Here is a 15,984-nt window from a genome sequence, read left to right as displayed (position 1 = left end):
CGCGCCACCACCCGCGAAGGGGCTTCCACCGGTGCTGGCCCATCTTGCCGCCGACCGGGGGGCATGTCACTAGAGCGAGTGTACGGGCAGAGGTTGGCAGCGAGGCGCCGGATACCCATGTCCCGTACGCGTGAGTAGTGTTCGCGTCCGAGGCGTGCGGATGTGGTGTCGGTCACCCCCGCGGGTCACACACCCGTCCCACACACCGGCTCACCCGCCCAGGTCGCCGGACCCGTCGCGGACCGCGGGCGCGGGCAGCACCGGGGCCATCCGCCCCCAGCGCGCCGTCTCGCAGCCGTTGCTGCGGTCGTAGCGGGCGTCCACGGGCCGGCCGCGCCAGCTGCCGCGCACCGTCGCCCGCTGCGGGCCGCTGTAGATCATCGTGCACATCGTGCCCTTGGGCGAGGGGCCCACGGGCCCGCCCAGCCGCTCCAGGCGGGCGCACGCCTCCGACGCCTCGGGGTGGGTCCCGCCGACGGGATCGCAGCGCAGGTCGTACTCCGACAGGCGGCCGCCCCCGTCGTCCACGGTCACCCGCAGTACGTCGGGCGGCGCCGCCGGCCCCGGAGGGCAGGCCAGGGCCGGCGCGGCCACCGTCAGCGGCAGGCCGAGCGCGAGCGCGGCGGTCATGGGCACACGAGCCAATCGCATGCTCCGTCCCTACCTCCCCGCGGCGGCCCGCGCCCGCCAATCCACCCGATCGTGGGCGCGCCGCCGCGGCGCCCGCCGCAACGCCTTTGCCCTGGCCGCACGAGGCCTAGTAATCTGGTCAGCGATTGGTCCCAGCCCGGTGGGCTGTGCCATCATCTGCACACACCCGCTCGCGCGGGCACGTCAGGAGGCGTCGCCTAGTCCGGTCTATGGCGCCGCACTGCTAATGCGGTTTGGGCTTTACCGTCCATCGAGGGTTCAAATCCCTCCGCCTCCGCCTCACAGAAGCCCCGGCCACCCGGCCGGGGCTTCTGCCGTTCCCGGCCCCTCCGCTGGACCGCCGTTGTGGCGTTTGTGCAGGTCAGGCCGTGTGTGGCTAATGGATTTCACCTCACGGCGCGGGTCATGTAATGTTGTTCCCGCAACGCCGACCGGCAAGAAAACGCCGGGAAGCACAAGCACTCGTAGCTCAACGGATAGAGCATCTGACTACGGATCAGAAGGTTGCAGGTTCGAATCCTGCCGAGTGCACAGCGAGCCGAAGGCCCCCGGGATCACCCGGGGGCCTTTCGCGTTGCCGCCCGCGCGCGCGGATCCTTCCGCGTCACCCGGAGTCAGGGGGCGCGGCCCGGACGCGTCATGCGTGCGTGGGCGGCCCCCGGCACGTCGGTGAAGGTGCCCGGCGCCGCTGCCGGCGGCCGCTGTGATCCACCTCCGCCCGGCCGCCGGCGGGGCTGTTGCGGCGGCTAGGGTGTGCGCAGTCAGGACCGAGTACACACAAGGAGGGGTGGTCACGATGGCGGACATCGAGGCGGCCAAGAAGGCGTTCACGCGATTCGATGTCGACGGGGACGGGCTCATCACGGCCGGCGAGTACAAGAGCGTGATGGCGCAGCTCGGGGACTTCAACGTGACCGAGACCGTGGCGCAGAGCGTCATCAGGGCCGTCGACGCCAACGGCGACGGCAAGATCTCGTGGGACGAGTTCTGGGCGGCCCAGCAGGCCTGACACCGGGCCGGGGGTTCAGGTCTCCTCGAGGAGGAGCTGGGGGACCTCGGCCGCGCCGCAGAGCCGCAGGGTGCGCGCGTGCAGTCGCGGGCAGCGGATGGTGACGCGGTCGGCGGGGCCGAGGGACGCCACGTGGCGGATCAGGACGGATGCGCAGCGGGCGTCGATGAAGGACAGCCGGGTGAGGTCGACCCGGCACGGCGGGCCGGAGGGCGCCGCGAAGGCGTGACGGACGGCCAGTTCGAAGTCGTCGCGGGTGGCGAGATCGGCGTCGCCGCGGAGGGCCAGGGTGCCGCCGGCGTGCTCCGCGCGCAGGGAGCCGTGGCGCGGGCGTACGCAGACCGGGTGGGCGGCCCGGACCCGGTCGAGGAGCGAGGCGGCGCAGCGCCGCTGGTCGTACTCGCAGATGGCGGTGAGGCCGAGGTCCGCGAGGAGCGGGGTCATGGCGGCCTCGTGGCCGAGCAGGCGGTCGCGGTCGAGGCCGGGACCCAGTGCCCAGGACATGTCGCCGGCGACCCGGAGGCCGGAGAAGCCCTGTCCGTGGGCGGCGTTCGTCGCCGCGGTCCAGGCGGCGGCCGTGTCGTAGCCGGGTACCGCGGGGGTGATGACGAGCGCGCTGTGACGCATCGCCTCGGCGGCGCGGATGCCCTGCGCGGTGAGGCGGGTGACGGCCTCGGCCGGGGGTGTGCCGGGGCCGGTGAGGAGCAGCACGCGTTCGCCGCGGGCCAGGCCGATCGCGGTGAAGGCGGCGCGGATCTCCCAGCGGTCGTCCTCGTCCTGGAAGCCCAGGCAGGCGTGGTCGCCGGACGCCATGCGGTCGACCGGGACGGTGCGGGGCACGGTGCCGCTGTCCATGGGGCCGAACATACGCCCGGCCCCGTGAGGCGGCCGGGCGCTGAACGCCTTTGAGCGGAGCGTTCCGTTCCTGTTCGGTGGGATGTCGCCGGTTGCCTCCGGGCGGACCGTCAGTGACCGGCGGGCTTCAGTGCCGCCGCCAGCCTGCGCCACTGCTCGCGCGGCAGTCCGGACCGGTCCTCACCCGAGGCCAGCACCTGGACGGCGACGTGGTCGGCACCCGCGTCGAGGAAGGCGTCGATCCGCTGCCGGACCCGCTCCTCGTCGCCCCAGCCGAAGAGCGCGTCGACCAGGCGGTCGCTGCCCCCGTCGGTGAGGTCGTCCTCGTCGAAGCCCAGGCGCAACCAGTTGCCCGTGTAGTTGGGGAGCGTCAGGTAGAACGCCAGCATCTCCCTGGCGGTCTCGCGGGCCCGCGTCGGGTCGGTCTCCAGGATGACCGTGAACTCCGGTGCCAGCAGGGGCCCTTCGCCCAGCGTGGCGCGTGCCTCGGCGGTGTGCTCGACGGTGACCAGGTACGGGTGGGCGCCCGCCGAGCGGTCGCGGGCGAGTTCCAGCATCCGCGGGCCCAGGGCGGCGAGCACCCGCTTCCCGGCCGGCGCACCGGCGGCGTCCAACTCGTCGAGATAGCCGGTCATCGCGGCGTACGGGCGCTTGTACTGCTCGACGAGGCGGGCGTGGCTCACGCCGATCCCCAGGAGGAAGCGCCCGGGGTGGGCCGCCTCGAGCGTGGCCTGGCGGGCGGCGGTGTCCTCGGCCCCGTACTGCCAGATGCTGAGGATGCCGGTCGCGACGGTGATCGAGGAGGTGGCCTCGATCAGGGGGGCCGCGTGCTCGACGCCGCTGCTGCCGCCGAGCCAGAGGGCGCCGTACCCCAGTTCCTCCAGTTCGGCGGCGGTCTCGGCGAGTTCGGCCGCGCGAGCCGGGTCGGGGTCGCGTAGCCCGCCGCTCCACAGGCCGTAGCGTCCGATCGCCGGCGTCCGGCTGTCGCTCATGGGTCTTCTCCCGCCACGAAGTCCGTGTGAAGTTCGACTGAAGTTCGACGTCCTTCGTAGCAAAACGCGGTCCGCGGCCCGCGCATTCCCCGCCCGGCGGCGCGTCAGGGTGGTGTACCGGCCCCGCGGAAGATCCCTCGACAGGCGATTCTCAGGGAAATCACAGACGGCGGAAAGGGTGTTCTCAGGGGCGGCGCACAGGATGCGGGCATGACCGCGTCTCCCTCCCCCGCCGCCGACCTCACACGCCCCGACGGCTCGCCCGTCCGGGTGCTCGTCGTCGACGACGAGAACGACCTCGCCGACCTGCTCTCCATGGCCCTGCGCTACGAGGGCTGGGACGTCACCACCGAACACACCGGCTCCGACGCGCTGCGCACCGCGCGCGAGCTGCGACCGGACGCCGTGGTCCTCGACGTCATGCTGCCCGACATGGACGGGCCCGCGGTCCTGGCCCGGCTGCGCCGCGAACTGCCGGACGTGCCGGTGCTGTTCGTCACCGCCAAGGACGCCGTCGAGGACCGCATCGCGGGCCTCACCGCGGGCGGGGACGACTTCGTCACCAAGCCGTTCGGCCTGGAGGAGGTCGTGGCCCGGCTGCGCGGACTGCTGCGCCGGGCGGGGGCGGCCGCCGTCCGCCAGGACTCGCTGCTGGTCGTGGGCGACCTCGTGCTCGACGAGGACAGCCACGAGGTCAGCCGCGGCGGCCAGGGCATACATCTCACGGCGACCGAGTTCGAGCTGCTGCGGTACCTGATGCGCAATCCGCGCCGGGTGCTGAGCAAGGCGCAGATCCTCGACCGCGTCTGGTCCTACGACTTCGGGGGTCAGGCCAACGTCGTCGAGCTCTACATCTCCTACCTGCGCAAGAAGATCGACGTGGGCCGGCCCCCGATGATCCACACCCGGCGCGGCGCCGGCTACCTGATCAAACCGGGCGAAGCGGTCTGAGCCGTCCCAGCCGGCGCCCCCCGCGGTCGCGGGACGGGCAGGGGGCGCCGGGGCCGGCTCTAGTCCTTCGGGGCCAGCCGCGCCGGGAAGCCGCCCGTGGCGATGGGGCCCCAGTGCTCGGGGGTCACGCGGACCAGGGACTTGCCCTGCCTGACCATGGCCGCGCGGTACTCGTCCCAGTTCGGGTGCTCGCCCGCGATGTTGCGGTAGTACTCCACCAGGGGCTCGACGGAGTCGGGGGAGTCGATGACCTCGGCGGTGCCGTCGACCTGCACCCAGGGGCCGTCCCACTCGTCCGACAGGACGATGACCGAGGCCCGCGGGTCGCGGCGGGCGTTGCGGGCCTTGGCCCGTTCGGGGTAGGTCGAGACGACCAGGCGCCCCGCGTCGTCGACCCCGCAGGTGACGGGGGAGCCCTGGGGGCGGCCGTCGGCGCGGGTGGTCAGCAGCAGGGCGCGGTGGCGCGGTCGTACGAATTCCAGCAACTGGTCGAGCTGGACGCTGGTGTTGGTCGCGATGTTGGCAGCCATGGACGGCAGCCTATGCGGCCCGCGGTCATCCGGCGGGGAGGGCCGTCCCCTGGACCGCCTGGATGTCGAGGGTGACCCTGAGCGTCGTCCCCATGGTGGCGATGCCGGCCCGGACGACCTGGTTCCAGTTCATCGCGAAGTCCTCGCGGCGCAGTTCCGCCGTGGCGCGGAAGGCGGCGCGCACGCCGCCCCAGGGGTCCGGCCCGGTGCCCAGGCAGGCGAGGTCCAGGTCGACGGGACGGGTGACGCCGCGCATCGTCAGCTCCCCGTGGACGGTCCACCGGTCGGCGCCGGCCGGCTCCAGCGAGGTGCTGCGGTAGGTGACGGTCGGGTGCTCGCGGACGTCGAGGAAGTCGGCGGAGCGCAGGTGCTCGTCGCGGGTGCCGTTCCCCGTGTCGATTGACGCGGCGTCGATCACGGCCTCGACGGACGACGCGAGCGCCTGCTCCGCGACGTCGATCCGGCCCGCGAAGGTCCGAAAGCGGCCGTGCACGCTGGACAGGCCCAGGTGCTGGGCGACCGCGCCGACCTCGGAGTGCGCCGGGTCGATCGTCCACGGTCCGGGCGGCGGCAGTTCGGGGCCGCCCGCGCGGTCCAGCAGCAGGGTCCCGAGGTCCGCCGAGCCGGAGGCCGTCACCAGTGCCGTCGCGGCGGCCGGGCGGTAGCCCACGGCCGTCACGATCACGGTGTACGCCCCGGGGGCCAGCGCCGCGGTGCGTACGGCGCCCTCGGCGTCCGCGGGCTCCCGCGCGATCTGCTGCCCGGTCATGTCGGTGACGGTGACGACGGCGTGCGCCACCGCCCAGCCGTCCTTCGTCCGGATCCGCCCGCGCAGCCCGGTTCCTGCCCTTGTGTCCATGTACCTCGCTCGCCTTCGGTGCGTTCCCCCGGCCGGGCCCGGTCCGGACGGTCCCGGCCGTCCCCTGCCCGGCCGTCCCGACCGGACCCGTTTGTCCCCCGTCCACCGGTCCGCGCGTCTCCGCGGCGCACGGACCGGCCGATGGTTCACCCCTCGGGGTGCTTCAGTTCGACGTCGAAGCCCTCCGCGGAACCGGCCTCGGAACCGGCCTCAGGACCGGCCGCGGCGCCGTTGCCGACGGTGACCTGGGTGGCCACCGGCGGGTAGCCGCCGGCGACCAGCGAGTACTCGCCGGCGTCCAGGTCGCCGAAGGCGTACGCGCCGTCGGCGCCGGTGGTGGCGGTCGCCACCACGTTCCCGGCCGCGTCGATCAGGGTGACGCGGGCCTCCGGGAGCGGCGTCCGCGCGGTGCCGCCGAGCACGGTGCCCTGCAGTCGGGCTCCGGCGCGGAGCGGGACCTCGACGTGGGTCGGGCCGTTGCCCGCGACCTCGACCGGCAGTGCGGCCGGCCGGTAGCCGGTGGCGTTGACGGCCAGGGTGAAGTCGCCCGCCGGCAGGTCCTCGAAGCCGAACGCGCCGTCGGCGCCGGTGCCGCCGGTGGCCAGGACCTCGCCTCGGACGTCGGTCACCACGACCATGGCGCCCGCGACGGGTATGCCGGTCGCCTCGGCGACCACGGTGCCGCTGAGCCCGCTGGTGCCGGCCAGGACCACGTCGTACGGGACGGGTTCCTCGCCGACCACCACGGTGGAGGCCTGCGGCTGGTGGCCGTCGGCGGCGGCGATGAGGACGTACGAGCCGGCGCCGGGCGCGATCAGCTCGTAGCCGCCGTCCGCGCGGGTGGAGGCGCGGCCGAGCTGGCGGCCGGTGAGCGAGATCAGGGTGAGCGTGGCCCGTTCGACGCCCGCGCCCTCGGAGCCGCGCACCTGGCCGTGGATCGCGGTGCCCTCGGCCGGCAGCGGGATCACCGGCGCGGCCACGCCGACCGCCTCGGCGGTCTCGGCCGCGGTTTCGGCGAGGGTCTCGGCCGCGGAGGCCTGGGCCGGTACGGCCGAAGTCTGCTCGGCGTGGCCGGGGACGCCGGCCGCCTGCTGCAGACCGCTCGCGGTCTTGAGCGGTACTTCCTTGATGAAGATCACCAGCAGCAGCGCGAGGAACGCCACCGGGGCCGCCACCAGGAAGACGTCGCCGGCCCCGTGGCCGTACGCGCTCTCCACGACGTGGCGGACCGGCGCGGGCAGCGTGGCCAGGTCCGGGATGGCGCCGGCGGACTCGCCGGTGGACTTCACGCCCAGGGCGGCCAGGCCGTCCGCGACGTAGTGCGTCACGCGGTTGCCGAGCACCGCGCCCAGCGCGGAGACGCCGATCGCGCCACCGAGGGTGCGGAAGAAGGTGACGACGGAACTGGCGGCACCGAGGTCGGCGGCGCCGACCTGGTTCTGCACGGCGAGCACCAGGTTCTGCAGCATCATCCCGACGCCGAGGCCCAGCAGCGCCATGAAGAGCGCCAGGTGCCAGTACGGGGTGTCGGAGCGCATCGAGCCCAGCAGGGCGAGGCCGCCGGTGAGCAGCACTCCGCCGGAGACCAGGAACGCCTTCCAGCGGCCGGTGCGGGTGATGATCAGGCCGGAGACCGTGGAGGAGAGGAAGAGACCGGCGATCAGCGGGATGGTCATGACGCCGGACATCGTCGGCGACTCGCCCCGCGCCAGCTGGAAGTACTGGCTGAGGAAGACCGTGCTGCCGAACATCCCGGTGCCGACGAACATCGAGGCGACCGAGGTGAGGCTGATGGTCTTGTTGCGGAACAGCCGCAGCGGCATGATCGGCTCGCTCGCGCGGGACTCGACCAGGACGAAGACCAGGACGAGCAGCAGCGCGCCCGCGAGCATCGCGTAGGTCTGCCAGGAGATCCAGTCGTACTTGTCGCCGGCGAAGGTGACCCAGACCAGCAGCAGGCTGACGGCGGCGGTGACGAAGAAGGCACCCGCCCAGTCGACCTTGACCCGGCGCCTGGCGACCGGCAGGTGCAGGGTCTTCTGCAGCACGATCAGCGCGATGATCGCGAAGGGCACGCCGACGTAGAAGCACCAGCGCCAGCCGAGCCAGTCGGTGTCGACGATGACGCCGCCGAGCAGCGGGCCGCCGACGGTGCCCAGCGCGAAGGCCGCACCGAGGTAGCCGCTGTACCGGCCGCGCTCCCGCGGAGAGATCATCGCGGCCATGATCACCTGGGTCAGCGCGGTCAGACCGCCGGCGCCGATGCCCTGGACGACACGGCAGGCGATGAGCATGCCGGCGTTCTGCGACAGACCCGCGACGAGCGAGCCCACCACGTAGATCACCAGCGCCAGCTGGACCAGCAGCTTCTTGCTGAACAGGTCCGAGAGCTTGCCCCACAGCGGGGTGGTCGCGGTGGTGGAGAGCAGGGCCGCGGTGACGACCCAGGTGTAGGCGCTCTGCCCGCCGTGCAGATCGGAGATGATCTTCGGCAGGGCGTTGGAGACGATCGTGGACGACAGGATCGCCACGAACAAGCCGAGGATCAGCCCTGTCAGGGCCCGTACGATCTGCCGGTGCGACATGGGGGCCGCGTGTCCTGCGTGGGCATCGGTCCCCCGCACACCGGCCGGTGATGCGGTTGTTGCCATCGTCATCCTCTTCACGTCGTGGAATGTGTACGGGGGCGGCAGTCGGCGGCGAAGTCCCTGCGCAGCCGGTCCAGCAGCCGGGAGAACTCGGTGACGTCCTCGTCCGGCCAGTCCCTCAGGTGGTGGGCCAGCGCCTCGGCGACCCCGTCCTGGGCGGCGCGCAGCATGTCCGCGCCCCCGGGGGTCAGGCGCAGCAACCGCGACCGCTTGTCGTGCGGGTCGGGGAGCCGGTCGATCCAGCCGCGCTCGGCGAGGTGGGCCACGTGTCTGCTGGTGACGGACATGTCGACCTCCAGCAGCTCGGCCAGCCGGCTCATCCGGAGCTCGCCGTGGCGGCTGATCACCGAGAGCACGCCGAGCGATGCCGGCGGGCACTGCGGTGGACAGGCCCGGCTGAGTTCGCGGGCGACCACCGGGATCGCGCGCAGCTGGCTCGCGAGTTCCGCGAACTGCTCCTGCGTTGCCATGGCGCCTCGCTTCCCGACCCTTGTTGGTTGCCTCAAGCAACCTTAGGAACGTTGGTTGCTGCAGGCAAATTCTTTCGGGTAAAAACCTCCAAAAGGAACGACCCGCCTCCGGTCAAGGAGGCGGGTCGTCGGATAAAAGCCGCAGGTCAGACAGATGCCGTGGTGAGCTGCTCCAGCTCCGCGGCGGTCAGCTCCAGGGCCATCGAGGCCAGCAGCGCGGTCAGCTGCCCGGGCGTACGGGCGCTGGCGATCGGCGCCACGACGGTCGGCTGCGACCGCAGCCAGGCCAGCGCGACGCTCGCCGGCTCCACGCCGTGCGCCGCCGCGACCTCGTCCAGCGCGGCCAGCACCCGCGGCCCGCGCTCCGACCCCAGGTAGGCGCCCGCGCCCTCCGCCCGGGGGCTGTCCACCGTGACGCCGGGCCGGTACTTGCCGGTGAGGAAGCCCCGCGCCAGACCGAAGTACGGCACGGAGGCGAGACCGTGCGCCTCGACGACCTCGCGCAGCGGACCTTCGTACCCCTCGCGCTCCACCAGGTTGTAGTGCTGCTGCAGCGCCACGTACTTGGTCAGGCCCTCGCGGTCGGCGAACTCCAGCGAGGCCGCCAGCCGCTCGGGGCTGATGTTGGAGGCCGCGACGTGGCGGACCTTGCCCTCGCGGACCAGCCCGTCCAGAGCGGTGACGATCTCCTCGACCGGGGTCTCGGGGTCGTCGTAGTGCGTGTAGTAGAGGTCGATCCGGTCGGTGCCCAGCCGGCGCAGCGACTCCTCCGCGGCGGCCTTGACCGTCGCGGCCTTCAGGCCCTTGAAGTCGGGGTGGGAGGCGACCTTGGTGGCGACGACGACGTCGTCGCGGCGGCCGCGCTTGGCGAGCCAGGAGCCGATCACGGTCTCGGACTCCCCGCCGCTGTGGCCCGGGACCCAGGCCGAGTACACGTCCGCGGTGTCGACGAAGTTGCCGCCCGCCTCCGTGTAGGAGTCCAGCACCTCGAAGGAGGTCGCCTCGTCCGCGGTCCAGCCGAAGACGTTGCCGCCGAGACAGAGGGGGGAGACGTCGAGATCAGAGTTGCCGATGAGTGCCATGTGGTCTTGGACGCGGCGGGGACGGGCGGTATTCCCCGGCTGTTCCCCTCGCCAACGGCGGACCTGGGGTGACCTCGCCGACCTGACTTCGCTAGGGTCCTGCCCCATGACTACCCCTGACAACAACTACGACCCGGCCGGCAACACGCAGATGTTCCGCGCCTTCGTCGACGAGGAGCCCGCCCAGGTCCAGGCCGCGGGCGGCAACAAGACCGGGCTGATCGTCGGCGTCATCGCGGCCGTCGTCGTGATCGCCGCCGTGGTCTGGTTCGCGGTCGCCTGACCGGCGCGCCACACCACGTCCACTGACACCGGACGCCGGCGGTCGCCGGCCGTCCGGCGGTCGTCGTGCGCCGGTGCCCGGCGGGCCCGCCCCGCTCAGCGGAACAGCGACGCCAGCTCCACGCGCGAGCGGACCCCGAGCCGGCTGAAGATGTTCCGCAGGTGGTACTCGACCGTCCGCGTGCTGAGCAGCAGCAGATCGGCGATCTCGCGGTTGGTGGCGCCCTGCGCCACCAGCTCGCAGATCCTCGTCTGCTGCGCCGTCAGCTCCCGGCGGCCGCCGGGCTCCCGGTCCACCGGGCCCACCCGGTCACCGGCGGCGCGCAGTTCGGCCGCGGCCCGTTCCGCCCAGGGGCGGGCGTCGAACTGCCGGAACACGGACACCGCGTCCCGCAGCAGGCCGCGGGCCTCGCCGGGCCGGCGGGTGCGTCGCAGCCGGGAGGCGTAGAACAGCTCCGTCTTGGCCAGTTCCAGGACGGTGTCGTCGCCCTGGTGCAGCCGCAGCGCCTCCCGGAAGTGGGCCACGGCGCTGGCGTCGTCCTCCGCCAGCAGCCCGTGGCAGCGGTGCGCCAGCGCCAGCCGGACGCTGCTGCGGCTCGCCGCCGCCCAGTGCTCGTACGCGCGCAGCGCCCCCGCGGCCTTCGCCCGCTGCCCGCAGCGCACCGCCGCCTCGACGAAGTGGGGCGCGGCCATCCCCCGGACCGCCAGATTCACCTGGCCCGCGCCGCCGCGCATGCGGGCGAAGCGGGACAGCGCGTCGGCGGGCCGGTCCGCGGCGAGGTCCGCGCAGGCGGACACCCAGCAGTTGAAGGCCCCGGGACGGCCCAGCCCCCGTACGGCGACGGCGCGTTCGGCGGCCGCCATCCGCAGGCCCGCGGTGGCGCTGTCGCCCTGCAGCGCCGCGAGCAGCGCCAGCACCGAGAGGTGGTCGACGGAGAGGTTGCGCTGGCCGGTCGCCTCCGAGAGCCGCAGCCCCTCCTCGGCGGCGGCCCCGGCGGCGGCGTACCGGTCGAGCGCCAGCGCGCACAGCGCCTCGTAGACCAGTGCCGCGGGCACCAGCGCGCCCGCCCCCTGACGACGCGCCCGGTGCACGGCCGAGGTCGCCAGGGCGTGCGCCCTCGGTGCGTCCCCCAGGGTGTACGCGGCCTGGGCGGCCCAGATCGCGGACTCCGGGTCGGCCAGCGTCTCGGCGAGCCGGACCACCCGGCGCAGCGCCCACTGCGCGCGGTCGTGCCGGCCCCGGAAGGTCGCCGCGAGCCCCGCGAAGTGGTCGAAGACCAGCCGCTGTTCGGGTGGGTCGTCGCTGCGGCGCAGGGCGTCGGCACGGTCGGCGAGGGCGAAGAACGCGGCGAAGTCGCCCGCCAGGCACGCCGCCTCGCCCGCGAGCATCAGGGCCCGTACGGCCGGTGCGCGCCGGCCGGCGGGGAAGCCGCCGACCGCCGCGGTCAGATCGCGGCAGGCCACGGCGGGCACCCCGTCGCGCAGTTCGATCTCGCCCCGGACCAGCGTGCCCGGTGCCCCGCCGGGTACCGGTCCGCCCTGCGCTCCGGCCCGGCGCAGCAGGCCGCGCGCCCGCCGGGTGTCCCCGGCGGCCTGGGTGTCGGCGGCGGCCGCGACCAGCCAGCGGACCCGGGTGTGCGGACGGGCGGCGGCCTCGGCGCCCCGCTCCCACGCGGCGGCGGCCGCGGCGTGACCGGCGGACCGGCGGGCGGACCCGGCCGCGGCCTCCAGTTCCCGTTCCGGCCCCGTTGACGGGCCGGCGGAGCGGCCGAGCCGGTGGAGCGCCCGGAACAGCCCGGCGGCCGGGGGGTCCAGCACCGAGGCGAGCGTCCCGTACGCGGCCAGCCGGTCGGCGGGGGAGAGCAATCCGGTCAGCGAGGCGCGCAGCAGCCGTCCCGGTACGGTCGCCGTCCCGTCGCGCACCTCGACCAGCCCGCGGGCACGGGCCTCCTCGACACCGCCGGCGCCCGGCCCGCGGCGGCGGGCGGCGGATTCCAGCACCGCTACGGCCAGCGGCCCGCCGCAGAGCAGGAGCGCCACCACGGCACGGGCGCCCGGCGTGAGCGCCCGGAAGCGCTCCCGGTGCCGCTCGCGCAGCCTGCTCCCCTCGGGCAGCGCGGGCGGTTCGGGCAGCCGCCCGGCCACGGCCGCCCCGGCGAGTTCCACCAGGGCCAGCGGGTTGCCGGCGGCCAGGCCGAGCACCGTGACCGCGTCCGAACCGTGCGGTGGCAACCCGGGGAAGCGGTCGGCGAGCGTCCGGCGCGCGGCGTCCGGTGGCAGCGGTCCCAGACGCAGGACGTCCAGACCCTCCAGCGCGGCGGAGACGGGGCAGCCCTCGTCGGCCGCGAACACCACGGCGGCGTCGATGCCGGTGAGGCGGCGCGCCGCCATGCCGAGCGCGCGCAGCGTGGCGGGGTCCAGCCACTGCGCGTCGTCCACGCACCACAGCAGCGGCGCCGGGCGGGCGAGTTCGGCGACCAGACCGGACAGCGCCGCGCCCAGTGCGAGTTCGCCCCCGGCGGGCTCCCTCCCGGCGAGGACCTCGGCCAGCGCAGCGCCGTACGGTCCCGGCAGGGCCCGCACGCGTGGGGCGACCTGCAGCAGGGTGCGGTGCAGGCCGGCGAGCGGGACCCGTGCCTCGGCCCGTGCCCCGTCGGTGCGCAGCACGGTCGCGCCGGCCGCCGCCGCGGTGCGCGCCGCGGCGGTGAGCAGCGAGGTGCGTCCGGTGCCCGGTCCGCCGAGCAGCAGCAGCGCCCGTCCCCCGCCCTGCGGGGCCCGGCCCGACAGGGCGTCCAGGAGGGTGCGTTCGCGGTCCCGGCCGTACAGCGCCGGCGGCCACGCGGCGGGTTGGCTCCGTCCGGCCTCCATGACGCCAGTGTCTGCTGGCGTACATCGGGAGGGAAGGGCCGTGCGTCATGTTCCGTTCATGACAGGAGCGACACTGGTGATTCCACCGGTCCGTCGCCCGCAATTCGCTCCGAGACTCCTGTCGACCCCCACGACAAGGAGTTCAGATGCGACGAATATGGGCGATCCTGCTCACCGTGGCGGCTGCCGTCGGCCTCGGTACCTTCGTGGCGCCGGGCACGGCGAACGCCGCGACCCACACCCCGGTCGTCTTCGTGCACGGCTACACCGGCAGCGCGAGCAACTGGGACTACGCGGAGACGGTCTTCGTGGCCGGCGGCTACAGCCGCAGCGAGCTCTTCGCGTACGAATACAACTGGGCGCAGTCGAACAAGACCAGCGCCGCGGGACTGGCGAGCTATGTGCGCCAGGTGCTGGCCCGCACCGGCGCGACCAAGGTCGACATCGTCAACCACTCGATGGGCGGCCTGGTCACCCAGTGGTACCTCACACAGCTCGGCGGCAGCTCGTCCGTCCGCCGGGTCGCCTCGGTCGCGGGCGCGAACCACGGCACCACCTTCGCCTCGGCCTGCGTGATCTACGCGTCCTGCGTCGAGATGCTCCCGGGCTCGTCCTTCGTCCGCACCATCAGCAGCGGTGACGAGACGCCGGGCAGCACGGTCTACGCGACCTGGTACTCGCCGTGCGACGGGGTCATCATCCCCTACACCAGCACCCCGCTGAGCGGCGCGAACAACCACCTGGTGGCGTGCACAACCCACATCGGGTTCCTCAGCGACACCGGCAGCCTCGGCCAGATCCGCTCCTACCTGGCCGGCTGACGCACCACCACGCCCTCCCGCGGACGCGGGGGCCGGTCCCGGGACGGACCGGCCCCCGCCCGCGCGTGCCTGGGGCGGCCGGCGCTCAGGAGTCCGCGACCGAGACGTCCCGGGTCTCGACGTGCATGCCCGCCGGCACCCGCCACGCCTCTACGCAGACCTCCCAGGTCCCCTTCGCGCTGCCGCCGCCGGGGACCGGCACCGGCGCGGCGCGGCTGCTCCGCACCGTGGCCCAGTCGACGCCCAGCAGGCCGATGACGTGGGTGCCGAAGGTGATCGTGCCCGCCGTCGCGGCGCGGTCCCCGGTGTTGGCGAGGGTGACGGTGACCTTCTCGCACCAGCGGTCGGCGGCCGCCGCGCGCTCGACCGCGTCCACCACCAGGCGTGCGGGCGCGCCGGGCGCGGACGCGGACGGGGAGGAGGCCGAACCGCCGGGAGCCGGACGCCCCGTGGGGCCGCCGGAGGGCGTCTCGGACGGCCCGGTGCCGCCCTGCCCCGACGGGGTGCCCGTGCCGCCGGGCCGCTGCGGGGCGTCCGCCGGCGGCGAGGAGCCCGCGCCGCCGGGGCCGTCCGGTGCGCGGGGTGCGTCCGGAGCGGCGGGCGACGTGCGGCCGGACGCGGACGGGGAAGCCGTACGGCCGTCCAGCGGCACGAGGTCCACGTCACCGGAGGGCGGGGCGTTCACCCCGGGCCCGCCGGCCGGGCCCGGGGCGCCGGCGGCCACGTAGCCCGCGCCGTTGCTCTCGCAGTCCGGGCCCAGCGCGGCGAAGGCACCCAGGCAGACGACGGCCGCCGAGGCGGCGGCCAGCGCGCCCCGGCGGCCCGGTGTTATGTGCACCATCCCGCCAGTGTACTGACGAACCGTCAGGAATGAACCGGCCGGTCCGCCTCCGCCGGCCGGTCCCCGCCCCTACTGCTCGGCGGTCAGGCCCTCGCGCAGCTGCGCCAGGGTCCGGGTCAGCAGCCGGGAGACATGCATCTGGGAGATGCCGACCTCCTCGCCGATCTGCGACTGCGTCATGTTGGCGAAGAAGCGGAGCATGATGATCCGCCGCTCCCGGGCGGGCAGCTGGGCGAGCAGCGGCTTGAGCGACTCGCGGTACTCCACGCCCTCCAGCGCGGTGTCCTCGTAGCCCAGCCGGTCGGCCAGCGAGCCCTCGCCGCCGTCGTCCTCCGGGGGCGGGGAGTCCAGCGAGCTCGCGGTGTACGCGTTCCCGACCGCGAGGCCGTCGACCACGTCCTCCTCGGAGACGCCGAGCGCCGCCGCGAGTTCGGAGACGGTGGGCGAGCGGTCCAGCCGCTGGGCCAGCTCGTCGCTGGTCTTGGTCAGTGCCAGCCGCAGTTCCTGCAGCCGGCGCGGGACCCGCACAGACCACGAGGTGTCGCGGAAGAAGCGCTTCACCTCGCCGACGATCGTGGGCATCGCGAAGGTGGGGAATTCCACGCCGCGGTTGCAGTCGAAGCGGTCGATCGCCTTGATCAGCCCGATGGTGCCGACCTGGACGATGTCCTCCATCGGCTCGTTGCGGCTGCGGAAGCGGGCCGCCGCGTAGCGCACGAGCGGCAGGTTCAGTTCGATGAGCGTGTCCCGTACGTACGCCCGCTCCGGGCTGTCGTCCGGCAGCTCGGCGAGCCGCAGGAACAGCGAGCGGGAGAGCGTGCGGGTGTCGACGCTCGTGTCGATGGCCTCGATCGTGCTGTCGACGGCGGTGGTGTCGGCGACGGCGGTGCCGGCGGTGTCGATGGCCTTGCCGTCAGGAGCATCGTGCGGCGCTTCGGTGTTCAGCACCTTCGGACTGCCCACTTCTACGGACATGCCACCCCCTTGAGGTCGCGGACGGGTGTCGCGGGCGACGGTTCGTTCCCCCACTGGAATACCGGAGGCCGGACCGCGACAAACGCAGTTCCCGCAGAATGTCACATGTCGGCAACGCGCTGTAGCGCCATGTCGACTTATTTCTCAGGG

The 15,984-nt window shown here is 74.0% G+C and carries 15 protein-coding genes and 2 tRNA genes; 6 read left to right on the top strand and 11 right to left on the bottom strand.

Features of this window, described 5'->3' with window-relative positions; translation table 11 throughout:
* Positions 1 to 210: 210 nt before the first annotated feature.
* Positions 211 to 651 carry an SSI family serine proteinase inhibitor gene (locus CHF15_RS20870; RefSeq protein WP_089225353.1) on the bottom strand — a complete coding sequence of 147 codons (441 nt, stop codon included), beginning with the start codon at positions 649 to 651 and terminating at the stop codon, positions 211 to 213.
* Between the two features lie 186 nt (positions 652 to 837).
* Here CHF15_RS20870 and CHF15_RS20865 point away from each other — a divergent pair.
* The 3 genes from CHF15_RS20865 to CHF15_RS20855 all read left to right on the top strand — a co-directional run bounded on the left by CHF15_RS20865 (position 838) and on the right by CHF15_RS20855 (position 1,660).
* A tRNA-Ser gene (locus CHF15_RS20865) sits at positions 838 to 928 on the top strand.
* A 181-nt stretch (positions 929 to 1,109) separates the two neighbouring features.
* Positions 1,110 to 1,182 (top strand) — tRNA-Arg (locus CHF15_RS20860).
* 265 nt (positions 1,183 to 1,447) lie between these two features.
* Complete coding sequence (locus tag CHF15_RS20855) at positions 1,448 to 1,660, top strand: EF-hand domain-containing protein (RefSeq protein ID WP_089225352.1); 213 nt, start codon at positions 1,448 to 1,450, stop codon at positions 1,658 to 1,660.
* Between the two features lie 15 nt (positions 1,661 to 1,675).
* Here the strand turns inward: CHF15_RS20855 and CHF15_RS20850 are convergent, their stop codons facing one another.
* Entirely contained in the window at positions 1,676 to 2,515 is an 840-nt protein-coding gene (locus tag CHF15_RS20850; RefSeq protein ID WP_179279889.1) for an MEDS domain-containing protein, read from the bottom strand.
* Between the two features lie 110 nt (positions 2,516 to 2,625).
* Positions 2,626 to 3,507, bottom strand: coding sequence for an LLM class F420-dependent oxidoreductase (locus CHF15_RS20845; protein WP_089225350.1), 882 nt, complete (start codon positions 3,505 to 3,507; stop codon positions 2,626 to 2,628).
* Between the two features lie 210 nt (positions 3,508 to 3,717).
* Between CHF15_RS20845 and CHF15_RS20840 the strand changes: the two genes are divergently transcribed.
* Positions 3,718 to 4,458 (top strand): response regulator transcription factor, encoded by a 741-nt coding sequence (locus tag CHF15_RS20840; protein ID WP_089225349.1) that lies wholly within the window; start codon positions 3,718 to 3,720, stop codon positions 4,456 to 4,458.
* A gap of 59 nt (positions 4,459 to 4,517) precedes the next feature.
* Here CHF15_RS20840 and CHF15_RS20835 read toward each other — a convergent pair whose 3' ends face one another.
* The 5 genes from CHF15_RS20835 to CHF15_RS20815 form a co-directional block, all read right to left on the bottom strand.
* Positions 4,518 to 4,988 carry a PPOX class F420-dependent oxidoreductase gene (locus CHF15_RS20835; protein ID WP_089225348.1) on the bottom strand — a complete coding sequence of 157 codons (471 nt, stop codon included), beginning with the start codon at positions 4,986 to 4,988 and terminating at the stop codon, positions 4,518 to 4,520.
* Between the two features lie 25 nt (positions 4,989 to 5,013).
* Positions 5,014 to 5,847, bottom strand: coding sequence for a YceI family protein (locus tag CHF15_RS20830; RefSeq protein WP_089225347.1), 834 nt, complete (start codon positions 5,845 to 5,847; stop codon positions 5,014 to 5,016).
* A gap of 146 nt (positions 5,848 to 5,993) precedes the next feature.
* Complete coding sequence (locus CHF15_RS20825; RefSeq protein WP_245938938.1) at positions 5,994 to 8,498, bottom strand: MFS transporter; 2,505 nt, start codon at positions 8,496 to 8,498, stop codon at positions 5,994 to 5,996.
* Positions 8,499 to 8,509: 11 nt separating this feature from the next.
* Entirely contained in the window at positions 8,510 to 8,965 is a 456-nt protein-coding gene (locus tag CHF15_RS20820) for a MarR family winged helix-turn-helix transcriptional regulator (protein ID WP_089225345.1), read from the bottom strand.
* Positions 8,966 to 9,111: 146 nt separating this feature from the next.
* Positions 9,112 to 10,047: an aldo/keto reductase gene (locus tag CHF15_RS20815; protein ID WP_089225344.1), complete on the bottom strand. Its 936-nt coding sequence runs from the start codon at positions 10,045 to 10,047 to the stop codon at positions 9,112 to 9,114.
* Positions 10,048 to 10,153: 106 nt separating this feature from the next.
* Here CHF15_RS20815 and CHF15_RS44980 point away from each other — a divergent pair, with 106 nt between their 5' ends.
* Complete coding sequence (locus CHF15_RS44980) at positions 10,154 to 10,330, top strand: hypothetical protein (protein ID WP_018558259.1); 177 nt, start codon at positions 10,154 to 10,156, stop codon at positions 10,328 to 10,330.
* A gap of 95 nt (positions 10,331 to 10,425) precedes the next feature.
* Here the strand turns inward: CHF15_RS44980 and CHF15_RS20810 are convergent, their stop codons facing one another.
* The gene (locus CHF15_RS20810; protein WP_089225343.1) at positions 10,426 to 13,197 is read right to left on the bottom strand and encodes a helix-turn-helix transcriptional regulator; all 2,772 of its coding nucleotides are present in this window, start codon (positions 13,195 to 13,197) and stop codon (positions 10,426 to 10,428) included.
* A gap of 146 nt (positions 13,198 to 13,343) precedes the next feature.
* On the opposite strand from CHF15_RS20810, the gene CHF15_RS20805 reads away from it, so the two are divergent.
* Positions 13,344 to 14,018 carry an esterase/lipase family protein gene (locus CHF15_RS20805; RefSeq protein WP_089225342.1) on the top strand — a complete coding sequence of 225 codons (675 nt, stop codon included), beginning with the start codon at positions 13,344 to 13,346 and terminating at the stop codon, positions 14,016 to 14,018.
* An 85-nt stretch (positions 14,019 to 14,103) separates the two neighbouring features.
* On the opposite strand, the gene CHF15_RS20800 is transcribed toward CHF15_RS20805, so the two are convergent.
* Positions 14,104 to 14,859: a hypothetical protein gene (locus tag CHF15_RS20800; RefSeq protein WP_089225341.1), complete on the bottom strand. Its 756-nt coding sequence runs from the start codon at positions 14,857 to 14,859 to the stop codon at positions 14,104 to 14,106.
* Between the two features lie 69 nt (positions 14,860 to 14,928).
* Positions 14,929 to 15,834: an RNA polymerase sigma factor SigF gene (locus CHF15_RS20795; protein ID WP_089225340.1), complete on the bottom strand. Its 906-nt coding sequence runs from the start codon at positions 15,832 to 15,834 to the stop codon at positions 14,929 to 14,931.
* Positions 15,835 to 15,984 lie beyond the last annotated feature (150 nt).

It is taken from the genome of Actinacidiphila glaucinigra, from assembly GCF_900188405.1.
GTDB lineage: Bacteria > Actinomycetota > Actinomycetes > Streptomycetales > Streptomycetaceae > Actinacidiphila > Actinacidiphila glaucinigra.
This window is presented reverse-complemented; position numbering and strand designations above follow the sequence as displayed.

Coding starts and splice junctions, on each gene's coding strand:
- CHF15_RS20870 (WP_089225353.1), bottom strand. CDS start 651: ATGCGATTGGCTCGTGTGCCCATGACCGCCGCGCTCGCGCTCGGCCTG.
- CHF15_RS20855 (WP_089225352.1), top strand. CDS start 1,448: ATGGCGGACATCGAGGCGGCCAAGAAGGCGTTCACGCGATTCGATGTC.
- CHF15_RS20850 (WP_179279889.1), bottom strand. CDS start 2,515: ATGGACAGCGGCACCGTGCCCCGCACCGTCCCGGTCGACCGCATGGCG.
- CHF15_RS20845 (WP_089225350.1), bottom strand. CDS start 3,507: ATGAGCGACAGCCGGACGCCGGCGATCGGACGCTACGGCCTGTGGAGC.
- CHF15_RS20840 (WP_089225349.1), top strand. CDS start 3,718: ATGACCGCGTCTCCCTCCCCCGCCGCCGACCTCACACGCCCCGACGGC.
- CHF15_RS20835 (WP_089225348.1), bottom strand. CDS start 4,988: ATGGCTGCCAACATCGCGACCAACACCAGCGTCCAGCTCGACCAGTTG.
- CHF15_RS20830 (WP_089225347.1), bottom strand. CDS start 5,847: ATGGACACAAGGGCAGGAACCGGGCTGCGCGGGCGGATCCGGACGAAG.
- CHF15_RS20825 (WP_245938938.1), bottom strand. CDS start 8,498: ATGGCAACAACCGCATCACCGGCCGGTGTGCGGGGGACCGATGCCCAC.
- CHF15_RS20820 (WP_089225345.1), bottom strand. CDS start 8,965: ATGGCAACGCAGGAGCAGTTCGCGGAACTCGCGAGCCAGCTGCGCGCG.
- CHF15_RS20815 (WP_089225344.1), bottom strand. CDS start 10,047: ATGGCACTCATCGGCAACTCTGATCTCGACGTCTCCCCCCTCTGTCTC.
- CHF15_RS44980 (WP_018558259.1), top strand. CDS start 10,154: ATGACTACCCCTGACAACAACTACGACCCGGCCGGCAACACGCAGATG.
- CHF15_RS20810 (WP_089225343.1), bottom strand. CDS start 13,197: ATGGAGGCCGGACGGAGCCAACCCGCCGCGTGGCCGCCGGCGCTGTAC.
- CHF15_RS20805 (WP_089225342.1), top strand. CDS start 13,344: ATGCGACGAATATGGGCGATCCTGCTCACCGTGGCGGCTGCCGTCGGC.
- CHF15_RS20800 (WP_089225341.1), bottom strand. CDS start 14,859: ATGGTGCACATAACACCGGGCCGCCGGGGCGCGCTGGCCGCCGCCTCG.
- CHF15_RS20795 (WP_089225340.1), bottom strand. CDS start 15,834: ATGTCCGTAGAAGTGGGCAGTCCGAAGGTGCTGAACACCGAAGCGCCG.